This is a genomic window from Dorea sp. (genome assembly GCF_977044405.1).
Genome location: NZ_CDRRQK010000007.1, coordinates 1 through 26359 on the forward strand (window position 1 = coordinate 1; position 26359 = coordinate 26359).

Annotated in this window: 24 protein-coding genes; 21 read left to right on the forward strand and 3 right to left on the reverse strand. The window is 41.7% G+C overall.

Annotated features, from left to right (window positions below):
• The first annotated feature begins 202 nt into the window (after positions 1–202).
• The 4 genes from ACWJAF_RS04655 (at position 203) to ACWJAF_RS04670 (ending at position 6433) form a co-directional block, all read left to right on the forward strand.
• The gene (locus tag ACWJAF_RS04655; protein ID WP_296091621.1) at positions 203–1714 is read left to right on the forward strand and encodes a 4Fe-4S dicluster domain-containing protein; all 1512 of its coding nucleotides are present in this window, start codon (positions 203–205) and stop codon (positions 1712–1714) included.
• 209 nt (positions 1715–1923) lie between these two features.
• Positions 1924–4563, forward strand: coding sequence for an alanine--tRNA ligase (gene alaS / locus ACWJAF_RS04660; RefSeq protein ID WP_448862515.1), 2640 nt, complete (start codon positions 1924–1926; stop codon positions 4561–4563).
• A gap of 163 nt (positions 4564–4726) precedes the next feature.
• On the forward strand, positions 4727–4903 hold the full coding sequence (gene rpsU / locus ACWJAF_RS04665) for a 30S ribosomal protein S21 (protein ID WP_005603101.1): 177 nt from the start codon (positions 4727–4729) through the stop codon (positions 4901–4903).
• Positions 4904–5203: 300 nt separating this feature from the next.
• On the forward strand, positions 5204–6433 hold the full coding sequence (locus ACWJAF_RS04670) for an aspartate aminotransferase family protein (protein WP_448862518.1): 1230 nt from the start codon (positions 5204–5206) through the stop codon (positions 6431–6433).
• Between the two features lie 228 nt (positions 6434–6661).
• On the opposite strand, the gene ACWJAF_RS04675 is transcribed toward ACWJAF_RS04670, so the two are convergent.
• Positions 6662–7615, reverse strand: coding sequence for a cation diffusion facilitator family transporter (locus tag ACWJAF_RS04675; RefSeq protein ID WP_448862520.1), 954 nt, complete (start codon positions 7613–7615; stop codon positions 6662–6664).
• On the reverse strand, positions 7605–8222 hold the full coding sequence (locus tag ACWJAF_RS04680) for a Maf family protein (RefSeq protein ID WP_448862522.1): 618 nt from the start codon (positions 8220–8222) through the stop codon (positions 7605–7607). Before ACWJAF_RS04680 ends, ACWJAF_RS04675 begins: the two co-directional genes overlap by 11 nt.
• A 271-nt stretch (positions 8223–8493) precedes the next feature.
• Here ACWJAF_RS04680 and ACWJAF_RS04685 point away from each other — a divergent pair, with 271 nt between their 5' ends.
• The 5 genes from ACWJAF_RS04685 to ACWJAF_RS04705 are packed head-to-tail and all read left to right on the forward strand — an operon-like array spanning position 8494 to position 12558.
• On the forward strand, positions 8494–9030 hold the full coding sequence (locus tag ACWJAF_RS04685) for a prolyl-tRNA synthetase associated domain-containing protein (protein WP_296033427.1): 537 nt from the start codon (positions 8494–8496) through the stop codon (positions 9028–9030).
• 39 nt (positions 9031–9069) lie between these two features.
• On the forward strand, positions 9070–10794 hold the full coding sequence (locus ACWJAF_RS04690; protein WP_448862524.1) for an ABC-ATPase domain-containing protein: 1725 nt from the start codon (positions 9070–9072) through the stop codon (positions 10792–10794).
• 7 nt (positions 10795–10801) lie between these two features.
• Positions 10802–11371, forward strand: a complete 570-nt coding sequence (rsmD, locus tag ACWJAF_RS04695) for a 16S rRNA (guanine(966)-N(2))-methyltransferase RsmD (protein ID WP_448862526.1) — start codon at positions 10802–10804, stop codon at positions 11369–11371.
• A complete protein-coding gene (coaD, locus tag ACWJAF_RS04700; RefSeq protein WP_296033423.1) occupies positions 11365–11850 on the forward strand; it encodes a pantetheine-phosphate adenylyltransferase in 486 nt (161 codons plus the stop codon). The genes rsmD and coaD overlap by 7 nt, the downstream gene beginning before the upstream one ends.
• 18 nt (positions 11851–11868) lie before the next feature.
• Complete coding sequence (locus tag ACWJAF_RS04705; protein WP_296033422.1) at positions 11869–12558, forward strand: ATPase; 690 nt, start codon at positions 11869–11871, stop codon at positions 12556–12558.
• 7 nt (positions 12559–12565) lie between these two features.
• Here the strand turns inward: ACWJAF_RS04705 and ACWJAF_RS04710 are convergent, their stop codons facing one another.
• Positions 12566–13531: a nucleoside recognition domain-containing protein gene (locus ACWJAF_RS04710; protein WP_448862527.1), complete on the reverse strand. Its 966-nt coding sequence runs from the start codon at positions 13529–13531 to the stop codon at positions 12566–12568.
• Positions 13532–13733: 202 nt separating this feature from the next.
• Between ACWJAF_RS04710 and ACWJAF_RS04715 the strand changes: the two genes are divergently transcribed.
• The 12 genes from ACWJAF_RS04715 to hisB all read left to right on the forward strand — a co-directional run bounded on the left by ACWJAF_RS04715 (position 13734) and on the right by hisB (position 26359).
• A complete protein-coding gene (locus ACWJAF_RS04715) occupies positions 13734–15182 on the forward strand; it encodes an aminoacyl-histidine dipeptidase (RefSeq protein ID WP_448862529.1) in 1449 nt (482 codons plus the stop codon).
• A gap of 81 nt (positions 15183–15263) precedes the next feature.
• Entirely contained in the window at positions 15264–16640 is a 1377-nt protein-coding gene (locus ACWJAF_RS04720; RefSeq protein WP_448862530.1) for an RsmF rRNA methyltransferase first C-terminal domain-containing protein, read from the forward strand.
• A gap of 2 nt (positions 16641–16642) precedes the next feature.
• The gene (locus ACWJAF_RS04725; protein ID WP_296033417.1) at positions 16643–17359 is read left to right on the forward strand and encodes a pseudouridine synthase; all 717 of its coding nucleotides are present in this window, start codon (positions 16643–16645) and stop codon (positions 17357–17359) included.
• Positions 17346–19340, forward strand: coding sequence for a YgiQ family radical SAM protein (locus ACWJAF_RS04730; protein ID WP_296033415.1), 1995 nt, complete (start codon positions 17346–17348; stop codon positions 19338–19340). The genes ACWJAF_RS04725 and ACWJAF_RS04730 overlap by 14 nt, the downstream gene beginning before the upstream one ends.
• 4 nt (positions 19341–19344) lie before the next feature.
• Positions 19345–20106, forward strand: a complete 762-nt coding sequence (locus ACWJAF_RS04735) for an SDR family NAD(P)-dependent oxidoreductase (RefSeq protein WP_448862533.1) — start codon at positions 19345–19347, stop codon at positions 20104–20106.
• Between the two features lie 122 nt (positions 20107–20228).
• On the forward strand, positions 20229–20804 hold the full coding sequence (locus ACWJAF_RS04740) for a hypothetical protein (RefSeq protein WP_448862534.1): 576 nt from the start codon (positions 20229–20231) through the stop codon (positions 20802–20804).
• 61 nt (positions 20805–20865) lie between these two features.
• Positions 20866–21879, forward strand: coding sequence for an RluA family pseudouridine synthase (locus ACWJAF_RS04745; protein ID WP_448862535.1), 1014 nt, complete (start codon positions 20866–20868; stop codon positions 21877–21879).
• Positions 21837–22409: a Holliday junction resolvase RecU gene (locus tag ACWJAF_RS04750; protein ID WP_296091635.1), complete on the forward strand. Its 573-nt coding sequence runs from the start codon at positions 21837–21839 to the stop codon at positions 22407–22409. The genes ACWJAF_RS04745 and ACWJAF_RS04750 overlap by 43 nt, the downstream gene beginning before the upstream one ends.
• A gap of 58 nt (positions 22410–22467) precedes the next feature.
• The gene (gene hisZ / locus ACWJAF_RS04755) at positions 22468–23715 is read left to right on the forward strand and encodes an ATP phosphoribosyltransferase regulatory subunit (RefSeq protein WP_448862538.1); all 1248 of its coding nucleotides are present in this window, start codon (positions 22468–22470) and stop codon (positions 23713–23715) included.
• A gap of 21 nt (positions 23716–23736) precedes the next feature.
• Entirely contained in the window at positions 23737–24378 is a 642-nt protein-coding gene (gene hisG, locus ACWJAF_RS04760) for an ATP phosphoribosyltransferase (RefSeq protein ID WP_296033332.1), read from the forward strand.
• 34 nt (positions 24379–24412) lie between these two features.
• Positions 24413–25711: a histidinol dehydrogenase gene (gene hisD, locus ACWJAF_RS04765; RefSeq protein WP_448862540.1), complete on the forward strand. Its 1299-nt coding sequence runs from the start codon at positions 24413–24415 to the stop codon at positions 25709–25711.
• Positions 25712–25771: 60 nt separating this feature from the next.
• Complete coding sequence (gene hisB / locus ACWJAF_RS04770; RefSeq protein WP_448862542.1) at positions 25772–26359, forward strand: imidazoleglycerol-phosphate dehydratase HisB; 588 nt, start codon at positions 25772–25774, stop codon at positions 26357–26359.

A 26359-nucleotide genomic window follows, 5' to 3' on the forward strand; every position in this document is an offset into this window, starting at 1 on the left:
TAGAATGATGAAAAATTGAAAAATCAAACTGAAAATGTGCTAAAAATGTTAGAGGATAAATGAGTTTGCCTTTTTGAGGATAGAAGGGGTTGTTTTTTGACAAGAGGTGCAATATCCAGTTGATATATTTTTTTCAATTGTCTATAATAGTCTATATAGACTGTCATAAAAATGACAAAGAAAAACAGGAGGAATCTCAATTATGATGAGAGGAATTAATACAACCGTTAGACGATTGAGAAGAAAAGTCTTTGAAGAGGTTGCTGCACTTGGTTTCAAAGCAGATGCGGATACTTTATGTGATGATATGGAAGCAATTCCGTACGCGATGGTGAATGACGAGACCGAGCAGTACCGTGACAGCGTATACCGTGCAAGAGCCGTTGTACGTGAGCAGGTGAGACTTGCGATGGGACTTTCACTCAGACCAGAAGATAAGCCGGTGCATCTGACTGCCGGTGTAGAAGCAAGTAACATCTCGGATAAGTATTATGAACCGCCGCTTATGCAGGTAATTCCATCTGCATGTATGCGGTGTGAAGCAAAAGGTTACGAGGTCAGCAACATGTGTAAAGGTTGTCTCGCACATCCTTGTATGGAAGTCTGTCCAAAGGGTGCAATTTCCATGGTGAATGGCAGATCTTACATTGATCAGAGCAAATGTATCAAATGTGGAAAATGTAAGAGCGTCTGTCCATATGACGCAATCTCCAAGAAAGAGCGCCCTTGTGCAAAAGCCTGTGGCGTTAATGCGATTGAATCCGATAAATTAGGACGTGCATATGTCAATCCGGATAAATGTGTATCCTGTGGTATGTGCATGGTAAGTTGTCCGTTTGGAGCAATTTCAGATAAATCCCAGATCTTCCAGCTTGCAAGAGCACTCACGGAAGGCGAACAGATCATTGCCGAGATCGCACCTGCATTTACCGGACAGTTTGGAGATAATATAAGTGCAAGAAACTTAAAAGCAGCACTGGAAGAACTTGGATTTTCACAGGTATATGAAGTTGCACTGGGTGCAGATATTGGAGCTGTGGCAGAAGCACATCATTACGTGGAAAAAGTTACAACAGGAGAACTGCCATTTCTTCTTACATCCTGTTGTCCTTCGTGGGCAATGCTGGCGAAAAAATATTTCCCGGATATGATCGACGAAGTTTCCCAGGAGCTTACACCTATGGTTGCAACTGCACGTACGATCAAAAAAGAACATCCAAATGCAAAAGTAGTATTTATCGGACCTTGTGCAGCGAAAAAACTGGAAGCTATGCGGAGAACGGTAAGAAGTGATGTTGATTTTGTTGTAACATTCGAAGAATTGCAGGGAATGTTCGATGCAAAAGGAATTGATCTGTCTGAATATGAGGCTGAATCGTCCTTCCATAATGCAACTGGAGCAGGACGTGGATATGCGGTTGCAGGTGGTGTGGCATCTGCAATCGAAAAATGTGTCAATGAATACTATCCGGGTGTGGAAGTAAAGATTGAACATGCAGAAGGTCTTGCAGACTGTAAGAAGATTCTTTCTATGGCCAAAATTGGCAAAATGAACGGATGCTTGATCGAAGGTATGGGATGTCCGGGAGGATGTGTAGCAGGAGCAGGAACGAATATTCCGGTACCAAAAGCACAGAAGAAAGTACAGGAATTCGTAAAAGCATCCAGCAAACAGCTTCCGCCAAAAGAGCTTGGTGAAATCGAATTAAAGTAACAGCGGGTGAAGATACTAAAACCCGTGAAGAGGAATCATAAGAAATGCTGTCAAAGGCGGAATTTCATGCATCCTTTAATTTAAAAGAGACTATAAAAGAGACAGGCGTAAAGATTGACAAAACGTCTGTCTCTCTTTATAATTAAAAGTTAGTATTGATAAAAATATTTATACTGATTTGATACATGAATGTAGAGCAGGAGGAAATTATGCAGAAGTATGGCGTAAACGAATTAAGAAGAATGTTTCTTGAATTTTTTGAAAGCAAGGGACATCTGGCAATGAAGAGTTTCTCATTAGTGCCACATAATGATAAGAGTCTGTTATTGATCAACTCTGGTATGGCACCATTAAAACCATATTTTACAGGACAGGAGATACCGCCGAGAAGACGAGTTACCACCTGTCAGAAATGTATCCGTACAGGAGATATCGAGAATGTGGGAAAGACAGCCAGACATGGTACTTTTTTTGAAATGCTTGGTAACTTCTCATTTGGAGATTATTTTAAAGATGAAGCGATTCACTGGACATGGGAGTTCCTTACAGAAGTAGTGGGACTGAATCCAAATAGATTATATCCATCCATTTATCTGGATGATGATGAAGCATTTGAGATCTGGAATAAAGAGATTGGAATTCCGGAAGAGAGAATTTTCCGTTTTGGAAAAGAAGACAACTTCTGGGAGCATGGAGCCGGACCTTGCGGACCATGTTCAGAAGTTTATTATGACCGTGGAGAAAAATATGGTTGTGGAGAGCCTGGTTGTACAGTAGGCTGTGAATGTGACCGCTACATGGAGATCTGGAACAACGTATTTACACAGTTTGACAATGACGGACATAATAACTATACAGAATTAGAGCAGAAGAACATTGATACAGGTATGGGACTGGAGCGTCTGGCATGTATCGTGCAGGACGTTGATTCTATGTTCGATATCGATACATTAAAGGCTTTAAGAGACCATGTATGTAACATGGCTGGTGTGGAATATCAGAAAGATGATAATACAGACACTTCTATCCGAGTGCTGACAGACCATATCCGTTCTGTAACATTTATGATCTCAGACGGTATTCTGCCATCTAACAGCGGACGTGGCTATGTATTAAGACGTCTGTTACGTCGTGCATGCCGTCACGGAAGACTTCTTGGAATCAAGGGCGCATTCCTGGTAGAACTGGCACAGACCGTTATCGATGGTTCCAAAGACGGATATCCGGAACTGGAAGAAAAGAAAGACTTTATCTTTAATGTAATCGCAAAAGAAGAAGCACAGTTTAATAAGACTATCGATCAGGGATTGTCTATTCTTGCAGACATGGAAGAAGAGATGAAGAAGAACGGAGAGACTGTTCTGTCCGGAAAGAATGCGTTTAAGCTTTATGATACCTATGGATTCCCAATTGATCTGACAAGTGAAATCCTGGAAGAAAAGGGTCTGACTTACGATGAAAAGGGATTCGAAGAAGCACAGAAAGAACAGCGTGCAAAATCAGAAGGAACGTTTGGTACACACACCTACAGTGGTAAAGATGCCAGCGTATATGATCAGTTGGATCCTGAATTATCTTCTGAATTTGCCGGATATGACCAGCTGGATGTAGAGTCTGAAGTAACAGCTATGACAAGCGAGACAGAAGTTGTAGATGCACTGACAGACGGAGATAAGGGAACGATTATCGTTGCCAAGACTCCTTTCTATGCAACTATGGGGGGGCAGGAAGCTGATAAAGGTATCATCTGCACAGAAGATGGTGAATTTGCAGTAGAAGATGTTGTGAAGCTTGCAGGCGGTAAATTTGGCCATGTAGGACAGGTTACAAAAGGTATGATCAAAGTTGGCGACAAGGTGTCTCTGAAAGTAGACAAAGAAAATCGTGCGCTTGCTGAGAACAACCACAGTGCGACTCATCTGCTTCAGAAAGCTCTTCGTATGGTGCTTGGTAATCACGTAGAGCAGGCAGGATCCCTGAACAATGCACAGAGACTCCGTTTTGACTTTACACATTTCTCTGCCATGACAGCAGAAGAACTTCAGAAGGTGGAAGATATCGTAAACGAAAAGATCCGCGAGAACCTGCCGGTTGTTATTAAAAATATGCCGATCGAAGAAGCTAAGAAAACAGGAGCTGCAGCTTTGTTCGGAGAAAAATATGGAGACATCGTACGTGTTGTAAGCATGGGTGATTTCTCAATCGAATTCTGTGGTGGTACACATGTAAGCAATACGGGCAGCATCATGGCATTCAAGATCCTGTCTGAGACAGGTGTAGCCGCCGGAGTACGTCGTATCGAGGCTCTGACATCAAAAGGACTTCTGGATTACTACAGTGCCCAGGAGAAGAAGCTTCACGAGACTGCTAAATTATTAAAAGCAACACCAGAAAACATTGAAGAAAAAGTAACACATCTGATGAATGAAAACAAAGCGTTGAAGGGCGAAGTGGAAAGCTTAAAGAGCAAACTTGCCAAAGATGCCATGGGTGATGTTATGAACCAGGTAGAAGAAGTAAAGGGCGTGAAGTTCCTTGCTGCAAACCTGGAAGGTGTAGACATGAATGGTCTGCGTGATCTTGGAGACCAGTTAAAAGAGAAGTTAGGAGAAGGTGTGATTCTGCTTGCTTCTGTTAATGACGGAAAAGTCAGTCTGATGGCGACAGCTACAGATGGAGCTATGAAACAGGGCGCACATGCAGGTAACCTGATCAAAGCAGTTGCCAAATTAGTTGGCGGCGGCGGTGGCGGACGCCCGAATATGGCACAGGCTGGTGGTAAGAATCCGGCAGGTGTTGCAGACGCACTGAAGGCTGCGAAAGAAGCATTAGAAGGGCAGCTTGCATAAAATTTTACAGTCAATTAGCTGAATTTTGCAACTTTTACCAAAGTGTAAGAAAGTTATTGACGTACAGAAAAAATATGTTATAATCATATGTAGTGCAATAAAAATACCCGATCAGTCGTATGATGCACAATATAGGACTGGAGGGGAGGTTAGGTGTGAGTCTATGTCAAATGTAATCGTTAAAGAAAACGAATCGTTAGATAGCGCTTTACGCAGATTCAAAAGAAACTGTGCAAAAGCTGGTATTCAGCAGGAAATTCGTAAAAGAGAACATTACGAAAAACCAAGCGTAAGACGCAAAAAGAAATCAGAAGCTGCTAGAAAACGTAAGTATAACTAATATGTGCAGAAATAGAGTGTCATGTGGCACTCTATTTTTTATGCCGAAGTATGCAAGAGAAGCTACCGGTGGCAAGTGGCAGCTTCTCTGTATCCCTAAGTTTTCTCAAAACATTTTCCAACTTTAGCATGGCAACACGGAAAAATATTTTTTAAGAATTTCAAAAAAGATATTGACGTTTTAAAAATGCAGGTATATACTGTGAATCGTTGAAAGGCAAAGGTGCCATACCCATTAGGGTGTGGTGCCTTTTTTGTTTCTCAACAAAATTCAGAATGGATGAAAGTGAGGAGTTTTATTATGAGATTAAAAGATACGGGGCTTACAGCAGAAGAGTTAAAGGACATGGTTAATAAGTACATGGTAGAAACTTATGAAAGATATGACTTTATTGCAGAAAGAGCAGAAGGCATGTATCTGTATGATGAAGAAGGTAATGCATATCTTGATTTTTACGGTGGAGTTGCCGTTAACAGTTGTGGTAACAGAAATCCAAAAGTCATCGCAGCAATCAAGGATCAGTTAGATGATATTATGCATACATTCAACTATCCATACACTATTCCACAGGCATTACTGGCAAAGAAAATTTGTGACACGATTGGAATGGACAAAATCTTTTATCAGAACTCCGGAACCGAAGCAAACGAGTGTATGATCAAAATGGCAAGAAAATATGGTGTGGATAATTTCGGACCAGAAAGATATCACATCATCACAGCAAAGAACGGTTTCCACGGAAGAACATACGGAGCAATGTCTGCAACAGGACAGCCGGACAATGCAATCCAGATGGGATTCAAACCAATGCTTCCGGGATTTGATTATGCAGAATATAACAATCTTGAAGATTTCAAATCAAAGGTAACAGAGAACACGATCGCAATTATGATCGAGCCAGTACAGGGCGAAGGTGGTGTACATCCTGCAACACAGGAATTCATCGAAGGACTTCGTAAATTATGTGATGAGAAAGATATGCTTCTTCTGTTTGATGAAGTTCAGACAGGATGGGGACGTACAGGAGCACCGATGGCATACATGGGATATGGCGTAAAACCAGATGCAGTATCCATGGCAAAAGCAGTCGGTGGCGGAATGCCATTAGCTGCATGCTGTGCAACTGAAAAAGTAGCCAAAGCATTTACAGCAGGAACACATGGTTCTACATACGGTGGACATTGTGTAACATGTGCCGCAGGTCTTGCATCTGTTACAGAGATTCTTGATAATCACTTAAGCGAAAATGCAAAAGAGATGGGCGAATACATGAAACAGGAACTTGCAAAACTTCCTCATGTAAAAGAAGCAAGAGGACGTGGTCTTCTGGTTGGATGCGAATACGATATTCCAATCGCTGTAGAAGTAAAACACGGATGCCTTGACAGAATGGCACTGATCACAGCCATCGGAGACAGCGTAAATCGTATGATCCCACCACTTATCGTAACTAAGAAACAGATTGATGAGCTGATGCTGATCATGAGATCTTCTATCGAAGATGCCACTGCAAAATACGAAGCAAAATAGAACGTAGATAAAGCAGCAATTAATATATGACGATACCATTTATTTGATTCATAGAACTACCTTCAGAAGAGACAGTTCCCCGCTGTCTCCTCATACATACCACGGTATGTACCACAAAAAAGATCCAACTGCAGTGTGTGACTGAATTGCAGTTGGATCTTTTGCTGTCCGCATAAATAATATGTAAGAAAACAAGATATCAGAATTGTTTTCTTATGCTGTTCCGGGTTAGTTATCGTCCTCATCCGGTACAGGCTCCGGAACTTCTGTGACACCGTTGTATTCAATATCCGGAAGTAATTCAAAATAAAAATCTTGATATTCTTTTGAAAGGGCTTCAATGATTTCTTTTTGTACGGCTTTAAATTTTGAAATCGAAATCAGGTCACGGTTCATAGTAATATAAACACTGATCCATAATTTCCGGCCTGTGCGTAAGATATCATAATAAAGTTTGGTATCTCCGTATGTGGCAAGAATCGGGGATACGATATCTTTGATCTCCTGGACGGTTTCCTCTTCCGGTGGAAGTAAAAACAGATCGCGAAGTCCTGAAATTACAGTTTTTACAGGTACTGGAAGCATAAAAAAGGAAAGGATAATGGCAAGGATTGGATCCAGATAAGGAATCAACGGCTGAAACCATGCCCCGTGGATCATCTGTGGTAAGAAGAAAGCAATACACATACCAAGAGAAGCCACTGAATCAATCTGCCATTCCTGAATCTCCATTGTCACGATCGGCGACGTCAGCTGCCGGTTCATCCGGCGCAGCAGGAATATTACAACAATGCTGACAAGTGTCGCACTCATTTCAAAATATGCAACCATAGAAAAGTTCACATGCTGGCCGCCATGATATATAATCTGAATGTTATTAATGATCAGTCCGGTTGTAACCGCAATCATGATCACACCTTTTACCACAACGAACAGCGATTCTATCTGCTGGTATCCAAACGGATGACTTTCACTGGAAGGCTTGTACATCAAAGGTACCAGGGAAAGTGATACAAACACCATCAGAATCTCAACGCCATCATAGACACTGTCAAGAAGAACAGCCTGGGATCGTGTGATAACCGCCATGACAATTTCCAGAATTACGAATATCGTACTTCCGGTAATCGAAACACGGAGTGCAGATTTTTCGTATTTTTGTTTATTTCGACTAGAATGCATAGTGCACCTTCTCCTTTGGAAGCATCGAATCAAGTTCATGGTACAGGCGGGCGATTGGAAGACCAACTACGTTGTTATAATCTCCCTCGATTCCCTTTACATGGATGGCAAATGCCCCCTGGATTCCATAAGCTCCCGCTTTATCAAGGGAATCCCCGCTGTCAACATAAGTATGCAGATCTTGCTTGCTGACAGGATAAAAGGTAACATCCGTTTTCTCATAAAAAGTATGTGCGATTTTCTGTCCACGGATCTGACCAATAAATGATACACCTGTATAGACCTGATGCGTACGGTCGGCAAGCATCGAAAGCATGTCGAATGCTTCTTCTTTATCTGCTGGTTTTCCAAGAATCTCCCCCCGGTACGACACTATGGTGTCAGCGCCGATGACAAGGCAGTTTTCGGATTGGTACTTTGGATTATGCAGTATCTGTGATTCGAATACATCAAGAGCTTTTTGATGCGCCAGTTCCATGACAACATCAGACGGAATATCTTTTGTGATCTTTTCCTCAATCGCAGATGGAATCACATCAAATGTAAATCCTGCCTGTGTAAGCAGCTCCTGCCGTCTGGGAGAAGCTGATGCTAATACGTATTTCATGTCTTTTCTCCTTTGACTATCATCATATATTTACATACTCTGGATATGTAAATGTATTATAGCATAATTCACAAGAAGCCGGAAGTTAATGTTCACACGATTTTGTCAATCCGGTTTTGCCAATGCTTCACATTTAATTCTTTTTAGTTAAAATTATATTGTTAAAAATTGCATTATAACTATATATCCGATATAATAATAGCAGTTGAAGGACTGGGAGAAAAATGTAAAATAGTCAGATAAATATTTATAAAAAACGGAGGTAGCTATTATGTACATCAGCGAAATCAGAACAAAAGCTCCGGCAGACGAAAGAATGCCATTAGAAAGAAAAATGTATGATACACTGGAAAAGTTAAAAATTCCATATGAACAGGTGGATAATGATCCTGCTTCGTCGATGGAAGAATGTTCGGCAATTGATAAAGCAATTGGAACAGAGATCCGTAAAAACGTGTTCTTATGCAACCAGAAGAAAACGACTTTCTTCTTATTAGTAATGCCGGCAAACAAGGCGTTTGATACGGCCTCTTTCAGTAAAAAACTTGGCGTATCGCATATGTCTTTTGCTCCACCGGAGAAGATGCTGGAACACCTTGGAACCACACCGGGATCTGCAAGTGTCGCAGGACTTCTTACAGACGAAGATGATTATGTACAGGTAATCGTTGATAAAGAAGTAGCAGAAGCAGAGTGGTTTGGATGTAATCCTGGCATTAACACCAGTCATCTGAAATTCAAAACCAAAGACCTGCTCCAGAAATTCCTTCCGGCAATTCATCACCGGGCAAGGATTGTAGATCTGTAAGGAAAAAGAACACAGGCAGGGAGTAGATATAAAAAAATCATGAAGACAGCAGAGGATTTAAGACAGTTGCTGGAAAGAATCGATCACAGAGGATATCCGGCATATAAAGAAACAAAAGGCGCTTATCAGTTTGGTAAATATATACTTTTTATAGATCATGTACAGGGAGATCCCTTTGCATCGCCATCCAGACTGCATATTCAGGTACCTGGAAAAACAGCAGGACTTCCACGGGAAGATTATGATCAGCCATGTAAAAAACTGGCTGTTACGGACTATATACTGAGAAATTTTTCCAGACAGATAGAGCGGTATTCTTTCCAGGCACATGGTTCAGGAAAAAGCGGAATCATTCAGGTATCCAGATGCGGACAGGAGATCCTGGAGCGGACCGCCTGCGAAATTAACGGAAAGTCCGGTGATATCATCGTAAGGTTTGAAGTTGGATTTCCTGCAAGGGGACGTACGATACAGTCGGGAGAACTTCGGAAAATCTTATATGATTTTTTGCCCGTATGTGTAGAAAAGGCGTTGCTTTACCGGAATATGAATCCTGATACAGTAAGAAAAACGGTTGAACTTTCCGTAGATCAGACATATATCCGCGAACAATTAAAGGCAAAAGATCTGATAGCATTTGTAGCCGATGGATCTATCCTTCCAAGAGAGTCCGGCGTTTCGTCAAAGCCGATGAAAGGTGCAATTCCGTTCGTATCACCGGAGTCTATGAAAGTAACGATGACACTTCCGAATAAAGGAGCCATTACCGGCATGGGAATTCCGAAAGGAATTACCCTGATTGTCGGAGGTGGATATCATGGGAAGTCGACACTTTTAAAAGCTTTGGAATGTGGCGTATATCCGCATATTCCGGGAGACGGAAGAGAATATGTCATTACCGATGCAACAGCGGTGAAAATCCGGGCGGAAGATGGCAGAAGTATCCGGCATACAGACATTTCCATGTTCATCAATGACCTTCCGAACGGAAAAGATACGCATGCTTTTGATACCGAAGATGCAAGTGGAAGCACTTCACAGGCAGCGAATGTAATTGAAAGTCTGGAAGCCGGTGCAACCGTATTTTTGATAGATGAAGATACCAGTGCCACAAACTTTATGGTAAGAGATGAACTTATGCAGCAGGTCATTCACCGGGATATGGAGCCGATCACACCTTTTATTGAACGAGTGCGTGATATTTACGAACAGTATGGAATCTCTACAGTACTGGTAGCGGGAAGCTCGGGTGCATATTTTCAAATTGCAGACCAGGTGATCCAGATGGAGCGCTATATACCAAAAGAGATTACAAAACTTGCAAAATCTGCAGCAGCGCAGTATCCGGAGCTTAAGTTTCCGGATGCAAAACCACAGATGCCATCTTTTGACCGCAGAATCAAAAAGAATCCAGGCATACGTCAAAAAGGGCGTGTAAAATTAAAAACACAGGGAAAAGATGCAATCTCTATTGGTTATGAAACGGTTGATCTGAGATATGTAGAACAATTAGTAGATACAGAACAGCTTAATACGCTGGCGCAGAGCCTGAGGTATCTGGAAGAAGAGATATTTGACGGGAAGAAGACGCTCCGACAGGCAGTCACAGAGCTTTCAAAGGTTCTTAAGAGACAAGGGATTGCAGGCATCTGTGAGGGGACAGTCGTACCGGGGAATCTTGCTATGCCGAGAACACAGGAGATTTATGCCTGTATGAACCGTTACCGTAAGCTCGGAACACCAGCCGATAAGAAAGGAAAGTAATAAATATATGAGAGTAATTGCAGGAAGTGCAAGAAGAACACAATTAAAGACGTTGGAAGGTATGGATACCAGACCGACTACAGACAGAATCAAAGAGACATTATTCAATATGATCGCACCGTATCTTTATGACAGTGTTTTTCTGGATCTGTTTGCCGGAAGCGGTGGAATTGGAATTGAGGCGTTAAGCCGCGGCGCTATGGAAGCAGTATTTGTAGAAAAGAATCCAAAGGCAATGGAATGTGTAAAGGAAAATCTGAAAAAGACACATTTTGAACGCAAAGGAATGACAATGCAGATGGATGTAATGACAGCATTGTATAAATTAGAAGGTGAAAAACAGTTTGATTATATCTTCATGGATCCGCCATATAATAAAGAACTGGAAAAAAGCGTATTAACCTACCTTTCCGGATCATCACTTCTGGCAGATGAAGGGATTATTATCGTAGAAGCTTCGAAGGAGACAAATTTTGATTACGCAGAAGAGCTTGGATATACAATCATAAAAGAGAAAGAATACAAAACCAATAAGCATGTATTTTTAGAACCTGCAGGAAGGAAAGAGATATGTTAAGAGGAATTTATCCGGGAAGTTTTGACCCGGTTACATACGGCCATCTGGACATTATAAAAAGATCATCCGAAATGGTGGATGAACTGATTGTCGGAGTACTGAATAATAAAGCAAAAAGCCCGTTGTTTTCCGTCCAAGAACGTGTTAAAATGTTAGAGGATGTAACAAAAGACATGCCAAATGTTAAGATTATTCCGTTTGAAGGATTACTGGTGGATTTTGCCCACAAGCTTGATGCAAAAGTCGTCATAAGAGGACTTCGGGCAATTACGGATTTTGAATATGAATTGCAGATGGCGCAGACTAATCATAAGCTGGCGTCAGATGTGGAGACGATTTTCCTTACGACAAATCTGAAATATTCATACTTAAGCTCCACCATGGTGAAAGAAGTGGCAGCTTTTGGAGGGGATATATCCCAGTTCGTGCCAGAATATATAGAACAACAGGTATGGAAAAAACAGAAAGCAAAAGCATAAAAGGAGAGTGCAGATATTATGAGTAGCCGTATTGAACAGATTATAGAGGAGATTGAAGAGTATATTGACAGCTGTAAATTTCAGCCACTGTCAACAACAAAGATCATTGTGAACAAAGATCAGATGGATGAGCTTTTAAGAGAGCTGCGTATGAAGACTCCTGATGAGATCAAACGTTATCAGAAGATCATTGCAAATAAGGATGCGATCCTGGCAGATGCACAGGCTAAGGCAGACAATATGATCCAGGAAGCAAAGATCCAGACAAGTGAGCTGGTAAGTGAGCACGAGATCATGCAGCAGGCATATGCACAGGCTAATGAGATCGTAACAACAGCTACAGAACAGGCTCAGCAGATTCTGGACAATGCAACAAGTGATGCCAACGAGATCCGTATCGGTGCGATCAATTACACAGATGATCTTCTTGCACAGGCAGAGGCATCCATCGGACGTACATTAGATACATACACAACAAAATATGACAGCCTGGTTAATTCTCTTCAGGAATGTTATGACATGGTCCGCAATAACCGAGCAGAACTTGAGATTCCAACAGAAGAACCTCAGCAGGAAGCAGATGACTATGTGCCAGAAGAGTATCCGGTAGAAGATTATCAGACAGAAGATTATGCAGAAGAAGATTATCAGGAAGCTGCTCCTGCAGAAGAATATGATGATCTGGCAGGCGAGGATACGATTGACTAATGTCAGACTAATACGTATAAAAGCAATAGACGTAAGCGGATATAAGGAGACTGGTTACCACAGCGGTGACCAGTTTTTCTGCTATATATGGAAGCATGGGTATGTGGGTTTCAGATGTCATGGAATGAGTCTGCATCACACAGCACCATCCGCCAAATGTAGTTAAAGAAGCTGAAAAGATGATCTTGTAGGCGGCCGGATAAGAAGACTGTGCAATCATACGGATTCCGGTGCTTAATTCCAGTGTTGCATATAGCAGCAGCGTAAACGGATGCTCTGGGAAGAATTCAGATAAAATCCGGATAGCGATGGTAAAGAGCATCATATAACCACCAATCCTGGTAAGTGCTTCAAAAGCATTCATAATACATACGTCAAAGAGATCTGCCTGTTTTCTTTGAACCGGATCAGATTCCAGGAAAGATAAGGAAGACTCTGTTATGATATTCCCAGGCAAAGAGTAACATTTCCGGAAAAGAAAGCTTGATAATACCGGGGAAAGAAAGAGGATCAGAAGGAAGGGTGTTGTCAGTGCCGGATCTTGCAGATTCTGCTGAACTACATAGCTGATCACGAATACAGGGCTGGTATTATTACAGAATGATAACAGATAGGCGGCTTCCTTATAAGTAATCTGTCCTTTTTTCAACAGATCAGAAGTCGTTTTAGCTCCGACAGGGTATCCACATAAAAATCCACTCAGGACAGCAAAGGATCCATAATAAGACGTAGCAAAGATACGACAAAGAACTGGAGCTGCCACCCGGCATATCCATTGAAGAGCAGAAGTATGTATCATGAGATTATTCAGTATCATATAGGGCAGAAGTGTTGGAAGAACTGTCTGAAACCATAAAAGCAGTCCTTCACTGGCACCAAGAAATACCGTTTTCGGATATAGAAGCATCAAACAAAAAAAGGATAGAAGAAAGATAGTCAATACACGATGTTTTATCATAACAGACCTTTCCATGGAACAGAGAGTTGTCAATGTATTTATATGATAAAAACCACAAAAGTATTAATTCCTATTGTCTGCACAGTGGGTGTTTCTATGCTGAGTGAACAGTAACTGCAAATTATGATTATGTGTGTACAGCCGCTTATATCAGTTGATTTTTTTAGAAGTCTGTTAGATAATAGATAACAGCGTAATGTAAGAAGGAGTGTAAAAAATGTCAGTATTAAGTGAAATAGAACCAAAAGAAGTCTTCCGCTTTTTTGAAGAAATCAGTGCAATTCCAAGAGGAAGCATGGATACAAAAAGAATCAGCGATTATCTTGTAAAATTTGCCAAAGATCGTGACCTGAAAGTGATTCAGGATGAAGTGAATAACGTTATCATCTTCCAGCCTGGAACAGAAGGCTATGAAGACAGTGAGCCGGTTATCCTTCAGGGACATATGGATATGGTATGTGAAAAAACATCGGATTCAGACCATGACTTTAAAAAAGACGGATTAAAATTATATGTAGAAGATGGATATCTGAAAGCAAAAGATACCACGCTTGGTGGAGATGACGGAATTGCTGTTGCGATGGCACTTACGTTAATGGACAGCAATGATATCCCGCATCCACCGGTGGAGGTCGTATTCACTGTTGATGAAGAACTTGGGATGGACGGCGCCGAAGCGATTGATCTGTCCGTATTAAAAGGGAAAAAACTGATCAATATTGATTCCGAAGAAGAAAGAACCTTAACCGTCGGATGCGCCGGTGGTGTGCGTTACCAGTCACTGATCCCGGTAGAAAAAGAAACTGTATCCGGAGAAAAGATTGAGATCCAGATCAAAGGATTACTTGGCGGCCATTCCGGAGAAGAGATTCACAGACAACGTGGAAATGCTAATAAAATGATGGGACGCCTGCTTTATCATATGGAAAGCAAGGCTGAAATTTACTTAAGTGAGATATATGGTGGATCCAAGGATAATGTCATCGCAATGGAGGCTGTGGCTTCTATTGTAGTTGCTGAAAATGATGCAGAAAAGATTGTTTCAATGATCCGTGATATGGAAGCTATCTGGAATACAGAATTCATGGGAGAAGAGCCAGGACTTACCGTAAATGTACAGACAACAAAAGAGAAAGATATCGAAGTGTTCTCAAAAGATACTACGAAAAGAGTCGTTGGATTCCTTGCTGCATGCCCAAACGGACTTCAGGAATACAGCCGTAAGGTAGCCGGTGCTGCAGAAACTTCCCTGAATCTTGGAACTGTAGAGATGAAAGAGAACGGTGTTGAAGCAGCATTCCTGATCCGCAGCTCTGTAGACAGCAGAAAACAGCAGATTCTGGAACAGGTAGATGCTGTGACAAAAGCTTTCGGCGGAACAGGAACAATTTCGAGCACTTACCCTGCATGGCAGTATAATCCGGATTCACAGCTTAGACCGATTATGGAAGCTGCTTATAAAGAAGTGTATAAGAAAGATCCAGAAATCTGCATCATCCACGGCGGACTTGAGTGTGGGCTGTTCCTTGGGAAACGCCCGGATCTTGACTGTGTATCCTGCGGCCCGGATGTTTTGGACATTCATTCCTTTAATGAACGTCTGGATATTGCTTCGACACAGAGAAGCTGGGAATTCCTGAAACTGGTTTTGAAAAACTGTAAATAGAAACGAACAATAAACAGTACTCATAAAATCAAACATCAAAAAGTTCAAGAGTACAATTAGAAATGACGGAGGAAAAAATATATGAATCTGCCAGCAGCATTTGAAGAAAAGATGCGTGCACTTCTCGGAGATGAGTTCGATGCGTATATCGCCTGCTATGAGGAACCAAGATATTATGGTATGCGTGTTAATACAGGAAAAATCTCCGTAGAAGAATTTGAAAAGATTTGTCCATTTGAGATAAAGAAAATCCCATGGATTGAAAATGGCTTTTACTATGATGGAGATAAAGTATCTCCGGCCAAGCATCCATATTATTTCGCAGGATTATATTATCTCCAGGAGCCAAGTGCCATGACACCTGCAAACCGTCTTCCGGTCGAACCGGGAGACAAGGTACTGGACGTATGTGCAGCACCGGGTGGAAAAGCAACCGAACTTGGAGCAAAACTGAAAGGAGAAGGAGTTCTGATCGCCAATGATATCAGCAGCTCCAGAGCGAAAGGCCTTTTAAAGAATATCGAAGTATTCGGTATTGGAAATGTCCTGGTACTAAGCGAAGAACCGGGACGTCTGGAGAATTATTTTACCGAGTATTTTGATAAGATCCTGATCGATGCACCTTGTTCCGGAGAAGGAATGTTCCGGAAAGACAAGAAGATGGTAAAAGCATGGGAAGAACACGGGCCGGCATTTTTCAGTAATCTGCAGAGAAATATTATCCTGCAGGCTGCGAGGATGTTAAAACCAGGTGGTCTTATGCTGTATTCAACATGTACATTTGATCCAAGTGAAAACGAAAAAATCATTGAACACCTGAAACGTGAATACCCTGAGTTCCATGTCCTGGCAATGGAACCATATGAAGGGTTCTGCCCGGGCATACCGGAAGTAACAGAAGAAAAAGACGAAGAGCTTCGTAAAACCGTCCGCATCTTTCCTCATAAGATGAAGGGGGAGGGGCATTATGTTGCATTACTGCAAAAAGGTGACCCACTTCCGGTAAGAGAATTAAAAGCAAAAAAGAAAAACGGAAAGCTTCCGGCAGAATTAGAAGAATTCATGAAGCTGGTATCATGGAAGCTGGACGCATCCAGACTGGATATCCACGGTGAACGTATCTATTATATGCCGGAGGGACTTCCGGATGTAAGAGGCATCCGTTTCCTGCGGACAGGACTTTTACTTGGTGAACTGAAAAAGAACCGTTTTGAACCAAGTCAGGCATTTGCTATGTGTTTAAAGAAAGAAGAATATACACAGATCATCGATCTTCCGTGCGAAGACGAAAGAGTCAGACGCTACCTGAAGGGCGAAACCCTTGACGTAGATGACCTGACAGAACGGAAAGAAAAGGGCTGGTACCTGGTGTGTGTAGATGGCTTCCCACTTGGATGGGGAAAAGTATCTGGTGGAACACTGAAAAATAAGTATCTTCCGGGATGGAGGCTTTGTTAACCATGATGCGTCTGGATAAATATCTGGCGGAAATGGGTATCGGAACCCGTCAGGAAGTGAAAAAAAAGATCAGACAGGGCAACATATCTGTAAATGGGACCGTTGTAAAGGCCGCTGATACAAAAATCGATGAAAACCAGGATGAAATTATGGCAAACGGCCAGCCGGTTTCCTATGTGTCTTATGAATACTATATGCTGAATAAGCCAGCCGGAGTAATTTCCGCAACAGAAGACAGGAAAGATACAACGGTTCTGGATCTGATCAAAGACAAAAAAAGAAAAGATCTCTTTCCGGTAGGAAGACTTGATAAAGATACCGAAGGACTTCTTCTGATCACCAATGACGGGGATCTGGCACACAGGCTTCTTGCTCCGAAAAAGCATGTAGATAAAGTATATTATGCAAAGATCCGTGGAAAAGTAACAGAAGAAGATGTAAAACAATTCGAAAAGGGTCTTAATATCGGAACAGAAGACAAGCCCGAGATGACCAGACCCGCAAGTCTTGAGATACTGACAAGTGCAGATGAATCACAGATCAGACTTACTATTCATGAAGGAAAATTCCATCAGGTAAAAAGAATGTTTCTTGCCGTTGGAAAAGAAGTGACTTATCTGAAGCGTGAACGTATGGGAACTTTATGCCTGGATGAAAACTTGAAGCCGGGAGAATACCGGCCGTTAACCAAAGAGGAGATGGAACATGTCAGAAAATAGATTTTTACCAATCTGCAAAAAAGATATGGAAGAACGGGGATGGGACCAGCTGGATTTTGTATATATTTCCGGTGATGCGTATGTAGATCATCCGTCTTTCGGACACGCCATCATCACCAGGCTTCTGGAGGCACATGGCTTTAAAGTAGGGATCATTGCACAGCCGGACTGGAAAGATAAGAACAGTATTACGATTCTCGGAGAGCCGCGGCTTGGATTTATGGTTTCTGCCGGTAATATGGACTCCATGGTGAACCACTATTCGGTTTCAAAAAAACACAGAAGAACCGATGCATATACACCGGGTGGTGTCATGGGAAAACGTCCGGACTATGCGGCAGTCGTATATAGCAACCTGATCAGACAGGTATATAAGAAAACACCGATCATTCTCGGCGGGATCGAAGCGAGTCTGCGCAGAATGGCTCATTACGATTACTGGTCTGATAAATTAAAACGATCTATACTGCTGGATTCCGGAGCAGATCTGATCTCATATGGAATGGGAGAGCATTCCATCATTGAGATCGCTGAAGCATTAGACAGTGGAATTGCTGTCAGTGATATTACATTTATCCCCGGAACGGTATATAAAACTAAGAGTCTGGAAAGTGTGTATGATGCGGAGATCCTTCCGGGATATGAAGAAATGAAACAGGACAAGCTTTCTTATGCGCGAAGCTTTTATGTACAGTACTGTAATACAGATCCATTTTCAGGAAAAAGACTGGTCGAGCCGTATAATGATCATTTATACGTTGTACAGAATCCTCCGGCCACACCACTTTCACAGGATGAGATGGATGACGTATACGGACTTCCATATATGCGGACCTATCATCCTTCTTATGAAAAGGACGGAGGCGTACCTGCCATCTCTGAAGTAAAATTCAGTCTGATCAGTAACAGAGGATGCTTTGGAGGATGTAGTTTCTGCGCGCTGACGTTCCACCAGGGACGTATTATGCAGGTCAGAAGTCATGAATCCCTGCTGGATGAAGCGAAGATGATCACACATGACAAAGACTTTAAGGGCTATATCCACGATGTAGGGGGACCGACGGCGAACTTCCGGCAGCCATCCTGCCAGAAACAGCTCACACGAGGTGTATGTAAAAACCGCCAGTGTCTGTTCCCGAAACCTTGTCCGAATCTGAAAGTCGACCACAGAGATTATGTAAAACTTTTGCGGGAGCTGCGCGATATTCCAAAAGTAAAGAAGGTATTCATCCGTTCCGGAATCCGCTTTGACTATGTCGTAGCCGATAAAAATGATACATTTCTGGAAGAACTTTGCCGTTATCATGTAAGCGGCCAGCTGAAAGTAGCACCGGAGCATGTATCGGACGACGTTCTTAAACTCATGGGCAAACCGGAAAATGGTGTATACAAAGAATTTGTCCAAAAATATAATAAGATGAATCAGAAGATTCATAAAGAACAGTATCTGGTACCGTATCTGATGTCTTCGCATCCGGGATCTAAGATGAAAGATGCGATAGAACTGGCGGAACACATCCGGGACCTTGGCTATATGCCGGAGCAGGTACAGGACTTTTATCCGACTCCTTCAACGATTTCTACCTGTATGTATTATACGGGAGTTGATCCAAGAAATATGCAGCCGGTATATGTACCGAAGAATCCACATGAAAAAGCGATGCAAAGAGCACTGATCCAGTACCGCGATCCAAAGAACTATGATCTTGTCATGGAGGCTCTGAAAAAAGCACACCGCATGGATCTTGTCGGCTTTGACAAACACTGCCTGATCAGACCAAGAAAAATGGAAGGAAAGGCATCATATAAAGAAAATAACGGAAAAAAGAGCAGCAAAGATAACGATGCAGAAGCTAACAATAAACGTCGTACAACCAGCAGCCGCAGCAAAAACACGAAAAAGTTTTCTAATACAGGTGCTGTGAATCACAAATCAAACCATAAGAAAAAAGCAATACGAAATGTACACAAGAAGAGGTGATCCTATGAACATTGCAATTGTTACAGGCGCTTCATCCGGAATGGGTAAGGAATTCGCACTTCAGATTCCGCATCTGTATAAGAATCTGGATGAATTGTGGGTGATTGCCAGACGTACCGGACGGCTGAAAGAACTTCAGCAGGAAATCCACATTCCCTTACGGATCTTTGACGGTGATCTTCAAAGAGATTATATATTTGAAAAAATAGAACGTGAACTTTCGCGTAACGAAGCCAATATCCGTATGCTTGTAAACACAGCCGGATACGGAAAAATCGGTGTCATAAGTGAATTGGATACAAAGGAGCAATGCGGAATGGTTGATTTGAACTGCAATGCATTAACCCGTATGACCTGCGTATGCCTTCCATATATGAGAAAAGGCAGCCGGATCATTCAGCTGGCTTCTGCGGCTGCATTCTGTCCACAGCCTGGATTTGCCGTTTACGCAGCATCCAAAGCTTATGTATTAAGCTTTTCCCATGCACTTGAAAAGGAAGTCCGTAAAAAAGGAATCTCTGTTACAGCAGTATGTCCAGGCCCTGTGCGTACAGAATTCTTTGACCGGGCAGGTTCGCTGGTATCCGGCGAAAAAGAAGCACTGTGTGCAGATGCCAGAGACGTCGTAAAACAGGCACTGATCGACAGTGTACATGGAAGAAGTATGTCTGTATACGGCGCGTCCATGAAGGCATCAAGAATTCTTTCCAAAATACTTCCGGACTCGCTGCTGGCATGGGCCATGATGAAAATAAATCACATATAAGGAAGAGATAAGGAACGAAAAACACAAAGGAGCTGTCATCCCCGGACTTGTTCTGAACAGATGACAGAAAAAATGAGGCGGGGCATCATTATAGAATTTATATATAGAAAAGGACTGAAAATATGAAGACAGAAAAAGGTCAGAAAGGCTATCTGAAAGCCAGAAAACAAAAATATCTGATAGCGTCGGTCGTAGAATTTGCGGTTGTGATCGCTGTATTTGTTACAGGATATATCCAGACAGGTTCCAGACTGAATCTCCTTACGGTTGTTGCAGTCGTTGGATGCCTTCCGGCAGCAAAGATGCTGGTAGAATTCATTACCATGGCACCATACAAGGGAATATCAGATGAAAAATATCAGAAATTAGAAGAACATGCACCACTCATTTTACGTGCTTATGACATGATCATTACCAGCTCACAGAAAGTCATGCCTCTGGATGCGGTTGTTGTATCCGGACATGTGATCTGTGGTTATGCAAGTACCCCCAAGACAGACGAAACTGTACTTGCACAACACATGAAAGAAATATTAAAAAATAATCATTATGATAAAATGACGATAAAAATCTTCCATGATTATAAAGCGTTTTTATCCAGAGCAGAAGGCATGAACAATATTGCTGCTGTAGAGAAGAATGAATCATTACGAAGAGAACGTGCAATTTTGAAAATCATATTAAATATCTCGATGTAAAATCGTATAAAATTATATAAATTTACATCAAACGAGCAATCACAGGAGTGAACACTAACATATGAAAGAACTTATCATTCATGATAATGAAGCCGGACAACGGCTGGATAAACTGCTTCGGAAATATCTAAGTGAAGCACCGGGGAGTTTTATTTATAAGATGCTCCGTAAGAAAAACATTGTATTAAATGGTAAAAAAGCAACCGGCAATGAACATCTGAAAAAAGGAGACAGTGTAAAGCTGTTCCTGGCGGATGATACCATTGCCAAATTCCAGGCATCAAAGCCTGAACATGTGCAGCAGTTAAAGGGAACCGTAAAACCCGATATTATATATGAAGATCACAATGTTCTGTTTATCAACAAGCCTTCCGGGATGCTGTCACAGAAGGCAAAAGAATCGGATATCTCCGTTGTAGAAAATGTAACCGCCTATCTGTTAAATTCCGGACAACTCACAAGCGAAGACCTGCGTACCTTCAGACCTTCCATCTGTAACCGTCTGGACCGAAATACGAGCGGACTGATCGTTGCCGGAAAAAGTCTGGCCGGCCTGCAGCAGATGGGAGAATTATTCAAAGAACGTACTTTAAAAAAATATTATCTGTGTATCGTAAAAGGCAGAATCCAGGAGCCTGCACATATCCGTGGATACCTTTACAAAGATGAAAAGACGAATACCGTCCACCTCTCATCCAGACAGTTAAAAGACAGTCTTCCAATCGAGACGGAATATATGCCAATCGCATGGAATGCAGAAATGACATTATTAAAAGTACATCTGATCACCGGGCGTACCCATCAGATAAGGGCCCATCTTGCAAGTACCGGTCATCCGCTTCTTGGAGATTATAAATATGGCAACAGGAACTGGAATGACAGGTATAAAAAAGACTGGAAGATCGAAGATCAGGTACTTCACGCATATCAGTTAAGCCTTCCGGCAATGGAACAGGAGCTTGAAAATCTTTCCGGAAAAACATTCTACGCAAAAGTACCGGATCTATTCTGGAACTTGATAAAGGAGACGGCATGGGAACATGGAACTCAAGAGGCCTTAGAGGTTCTACACTAGAAGATATGGTCAATCGTACCAATGAATGGTATCTGGAAAAAAATCTGGCACTGATGCAAAAAATCCCGACACCGATCACACCGGTACGCATGGATAAAGAACACAGACAGATCACTCTTGCATACTTCGACCAGAGGAGTACGATTGATTATATCGGAGCTGTACAGGGAATACCGGTATGCTTTGACGCTAAGGAATGCGTGGCAGAGACATTTCCACTTCAAAATATTCATGAACATCAGGTAGAATTCATGAAGAATTTTGAAAAACAGCAGGGAGTTGCATTCATTCTGATCTATTATTCATCAAAAGATCTGTTATATTATATGCGCTTTGAAGAGCTATATAGATTCTGGATGCGGGCAAAAAAAGGCGGAAGAAAGAGTTTCCGTTTTGATGAACTGGATGAACGGTTTTTTATGAAATTTGCAAGGGGATGTTATGTTCCGTACCTGGATTCTCTAAATCTTGATCTGGAACTGCGGGATGAACTTGACAAAACGGATGAAACTGCGTATAATGCAAAGTGATTTTTTAACATGGTAGCACACTAAAGTGCACGAGAAAATATAACAATTTGGAGGACATATGAAGAAAAAACTACATACTCCGGAAGGAGTCAGGGACATATACAACGTAGAATGTGGTAAAAAACTTGCGTTAGAAGAAAGACTTAAGAAAGTATTTCATTTATATGGATATCACGACATCCAGACTCCAACGATTGAATATTTTGATGTGTTCCGTGAGGAAATCGGAACAACACCGTCAAATGATCTTTATAAATTCTTTGACAAAGATGGAAATACACTTGTATTAAGACCAGATATCACACCATCTATTGCAAGAGCATCTGCAACATTATTCAAAGACGAGCATCTTCCGATCCGTCTTTGCTATACAGGTAATACATTCGTCAATCATTCAAATTATCAGGGAAGACTTCGTGAAACAACCCAGATGGGAGCCGAGCTTGTAGGAGATGATTCTGTTGAAGCAGACGCAGAGATGTTAGCACTCGTGATCGAATCCATGCTGACGATCGGACTGAAAGAATTCCAGCTCTGTGTAGGTAACGTAGACTTTTTCCAGAGCATCATTGAAGATGCTAATCTGGATGAAGAAGCAGAGGAAAGAGTCCGTGAACTGATTGGAAACCGCAACTACTTCGGTGTAGAAGAATTTCTGGATAACATTCAGGCAAAGAGAAGTGCAAAAGAGGCATTTGGCGCATTAAATGAACTGATCGGTGGTGTTGAGATTCTGGAAAAAGCTGAAAATCTTGCACCAAATTCCAAAGGAGTCATGGCAATCAGACGTCTGGAGAGAATCTATGCGACACTGCGTCAATATGGCGTTGAAAAATTCGTGACATTTGATTTTAGCATGACAGGAACCTACGGTTACTATACAGGTATTGTTTTCAGAGGCTATACATATGGAACAGGAGATGCGGTAGTAAAGGGTGGACGTTATGATCATCTGATTGAAAAATTCGGAAAGAAATCACCATCTATCGGTTTTGCAATCGTAATCGACGAACTTGTAAATGCACTGACACGTCAGAAAATCCGTATTGTATATCCTAGAAAGAATACAATCATTGTATATGCTGACGGAAGACAGATTGAAGCAATCAGACTTGCGAAAGATTTCCGCAGAAAATCAAAAAATGCTGAATTGCTTAAGAAAAATCCGGTATGTACACTGGAAGATTATATCCGTTACGGCAATGACTTTTATGCAGGCAATCTGGTCTATATAGAAGAATCCGGAGATGTAACAATGGTGAATCTGGCTACCGGAGAGAAGAGAGTCGTAGAAAGTCGTGAATAGTGCAGATAGGAGTTAGACATTATGAGATACCTGACATTTGCCCTTGGCAAAGGCCGTCTGGCAAAACAGACATTAGAATTATTTGAAAAAATCGGAATCACCTGTGAAGAGATGAAAGATAAAGATTCCCGGAAACTGATCTTTACGAATGAAGAATTAAAACTTCGTTTCTTCCTCGCAAAAGGACCGGATGTACCGACTTATGTAGAATACGGTGCAGCTGATATCGGGGTTGTTGGAAAAGATACCATCCTGGAAGAAGGACGTAAAGTACATGAAGTACTTGATCTTGGATATGGAAAATGTAAAATGTGTGTATGCGGATATAAAGATGCGGCACCGCTTCTACAGCATCACGAACTGATCCGTGTAGCAACAAAATATCCAAATATTGCGAAAGATTATTTTTATAATACCAAGCATCAGACGGTAGAAATCATTAAACTAAACGGATCTATCGAGCTGGCGCCGATCGTAGGACTTTCCGAAGTGATTGTTGATATTGTAGAAACAGGATCTACCCTTCGTGAAAACGGTCTGGAAGTGTTAGAAGAGGTTTGTCCTCTCTCTGCAAGAATGATCGTAAATCCAGTCAGCATGCGTATGGAAAGTGCAAGAATCAAAGATCTTCTTACACGACTCCGTGAACAGATTAACAAATAAGAAATAGACAAATATGAGAGGATGGCGACATTATATGAGAATACAGCGTTTAACAAAAGATGCAAAAGAAAATCTTCTGGAAGATCTTCTGAAGAGAAGTCCGAATAATTACGGACAGTACGAGCAGGGGGTACAGGAGATTCTGGATCATGTAAAAGCCGGAAAAGACGAAGCAGTCTTTGAATATACAAAAAAATTCGATCACGCAGATATCAATGCCGAAAATCTAAAAGTAACAGAAGCTGAGATTGAAGAAGCATATAAAGAAGTAGATCCTGAGCTTGTAGAGATTATCCGTAAAGCTTTGAAAAACATCCGTACTTATCATGAGAAACAGAGACAGTATAGCTGGTTTGACAGCAAACCGAATGGAACCATTCTGGGTCAGAAAGTTACACCACTTCACAGAGTCGGTGTATATGTACCGGGCGGAAAAGCCGTATATCCATCCTCTGTACTTATGAATATCGTACCTGCTAAAGTGGCCGGTGTAGATGAAATTGTTATGGTAACACCTCCTGGAAAGGACGGGAAAGTAACAGCGAATACACTTGTTGCAGCCCATGAAGCCGGTGCAGATGTCATCTATAAAGTAGGTGGTGCACAGGCAATCGCAGCACTTGCTTATGGAACAGAGAGCATTCCAAAAGTAGATAAGATCGTAGGACCTGGAAATATCTATGTTGCGCTTGCAAAAAAGGCCGTATACGGACACGTAAGTATTGACGCCATTGCCGGACCAAGTGAGATCCTTGTAATTGCCGATGAGACAGCGAATCCAAGATTTGTTGCAGCAGATCTCTTATCCCAGGCAGAACATGATGAACTTGCATCTGCAATTTTAGTTACAACATCAGAAGAACTTGCTAAAAAGGTATCTGATGAAGTGGATGGTTTCTTAAAAGAGCTTTCAAGAAGTGAGATCATTCAGAAATCCCTGGATAATTATGGATATATCCTTGTGGCAGATACCATGGATGAAGTGATTGATATTGCAAACGAGATTGCATCCGAACATCTTGAGATTCAGACTAAGAATCCATACAATGTGATGACAAAAGTAAGAAATGCAGGAGCAATCTTTATCGGAGAATATGCAAGTGAGCCTCTGGGAGATTACTTTGCCGGACCAAACCACGTACTTCCGACAAATGGAACTGCAAAATTCTTCTCACCATTATCCGTAGATGATTTCATTAAAAAATCAAGTATCATCGGATATTCCGAAGAAGCACTCAGGGAAATCCATAAAGACATAGAAGCATTTGCAAAAGCAGAGCAGCTGACGGCACATGCCAACTCTATCAAAGTACGTTTTGAAAACGAAGATTAGAGTAAAAATCCCGGCAAACGCCGGGAGCACTTAAAAATAACTACAGGGAGGCGAGGAGCTATGAACAGAACAGTCACCAGAACAAGAACCACCAAGGAGACAGACATTACAATAACTCTGAACCTGGACGGAACAGGAAAGGCAGAGATTGATACTGGTATTGGTTTCTTTGATCATATGTTAAATGGTTTTGCAAGACACGGGCTGTTTGATCTGTCCGTTCATGCAAAAGGAGATCTGGAAGTTGACAGTCATCATACAATCGAAGACACCGGAATCGTACTTGGACAGGCAATCTTAGAAGCAATCGGGGATAAGGCCGGTATCAAACGGTATGGACATTTTATACTCCCAATGGACGAGACTCTGGCACTTTGTGCCGTAGATCTCTCCGGAAGACCTTATCTTAATTATAATGCGGAGTTTACTTCAGATAAGATGGGCGGTATGGATACCGAGATGGTACGGGAATTTTTCTATGCTGTTTCTTACAGTGCGATGATGAATATTCATCTGAAGATTCTCGATGGCATAAATGACCACCATAAAGCAGAGGCTCTTTTTAAAGCATTTGGAAAAGCGCTAGATATGGCAACCATGGAAGAGCCAAGAATAAAAGAGGCATGGACTACAAAGGGAAGCCTCTAA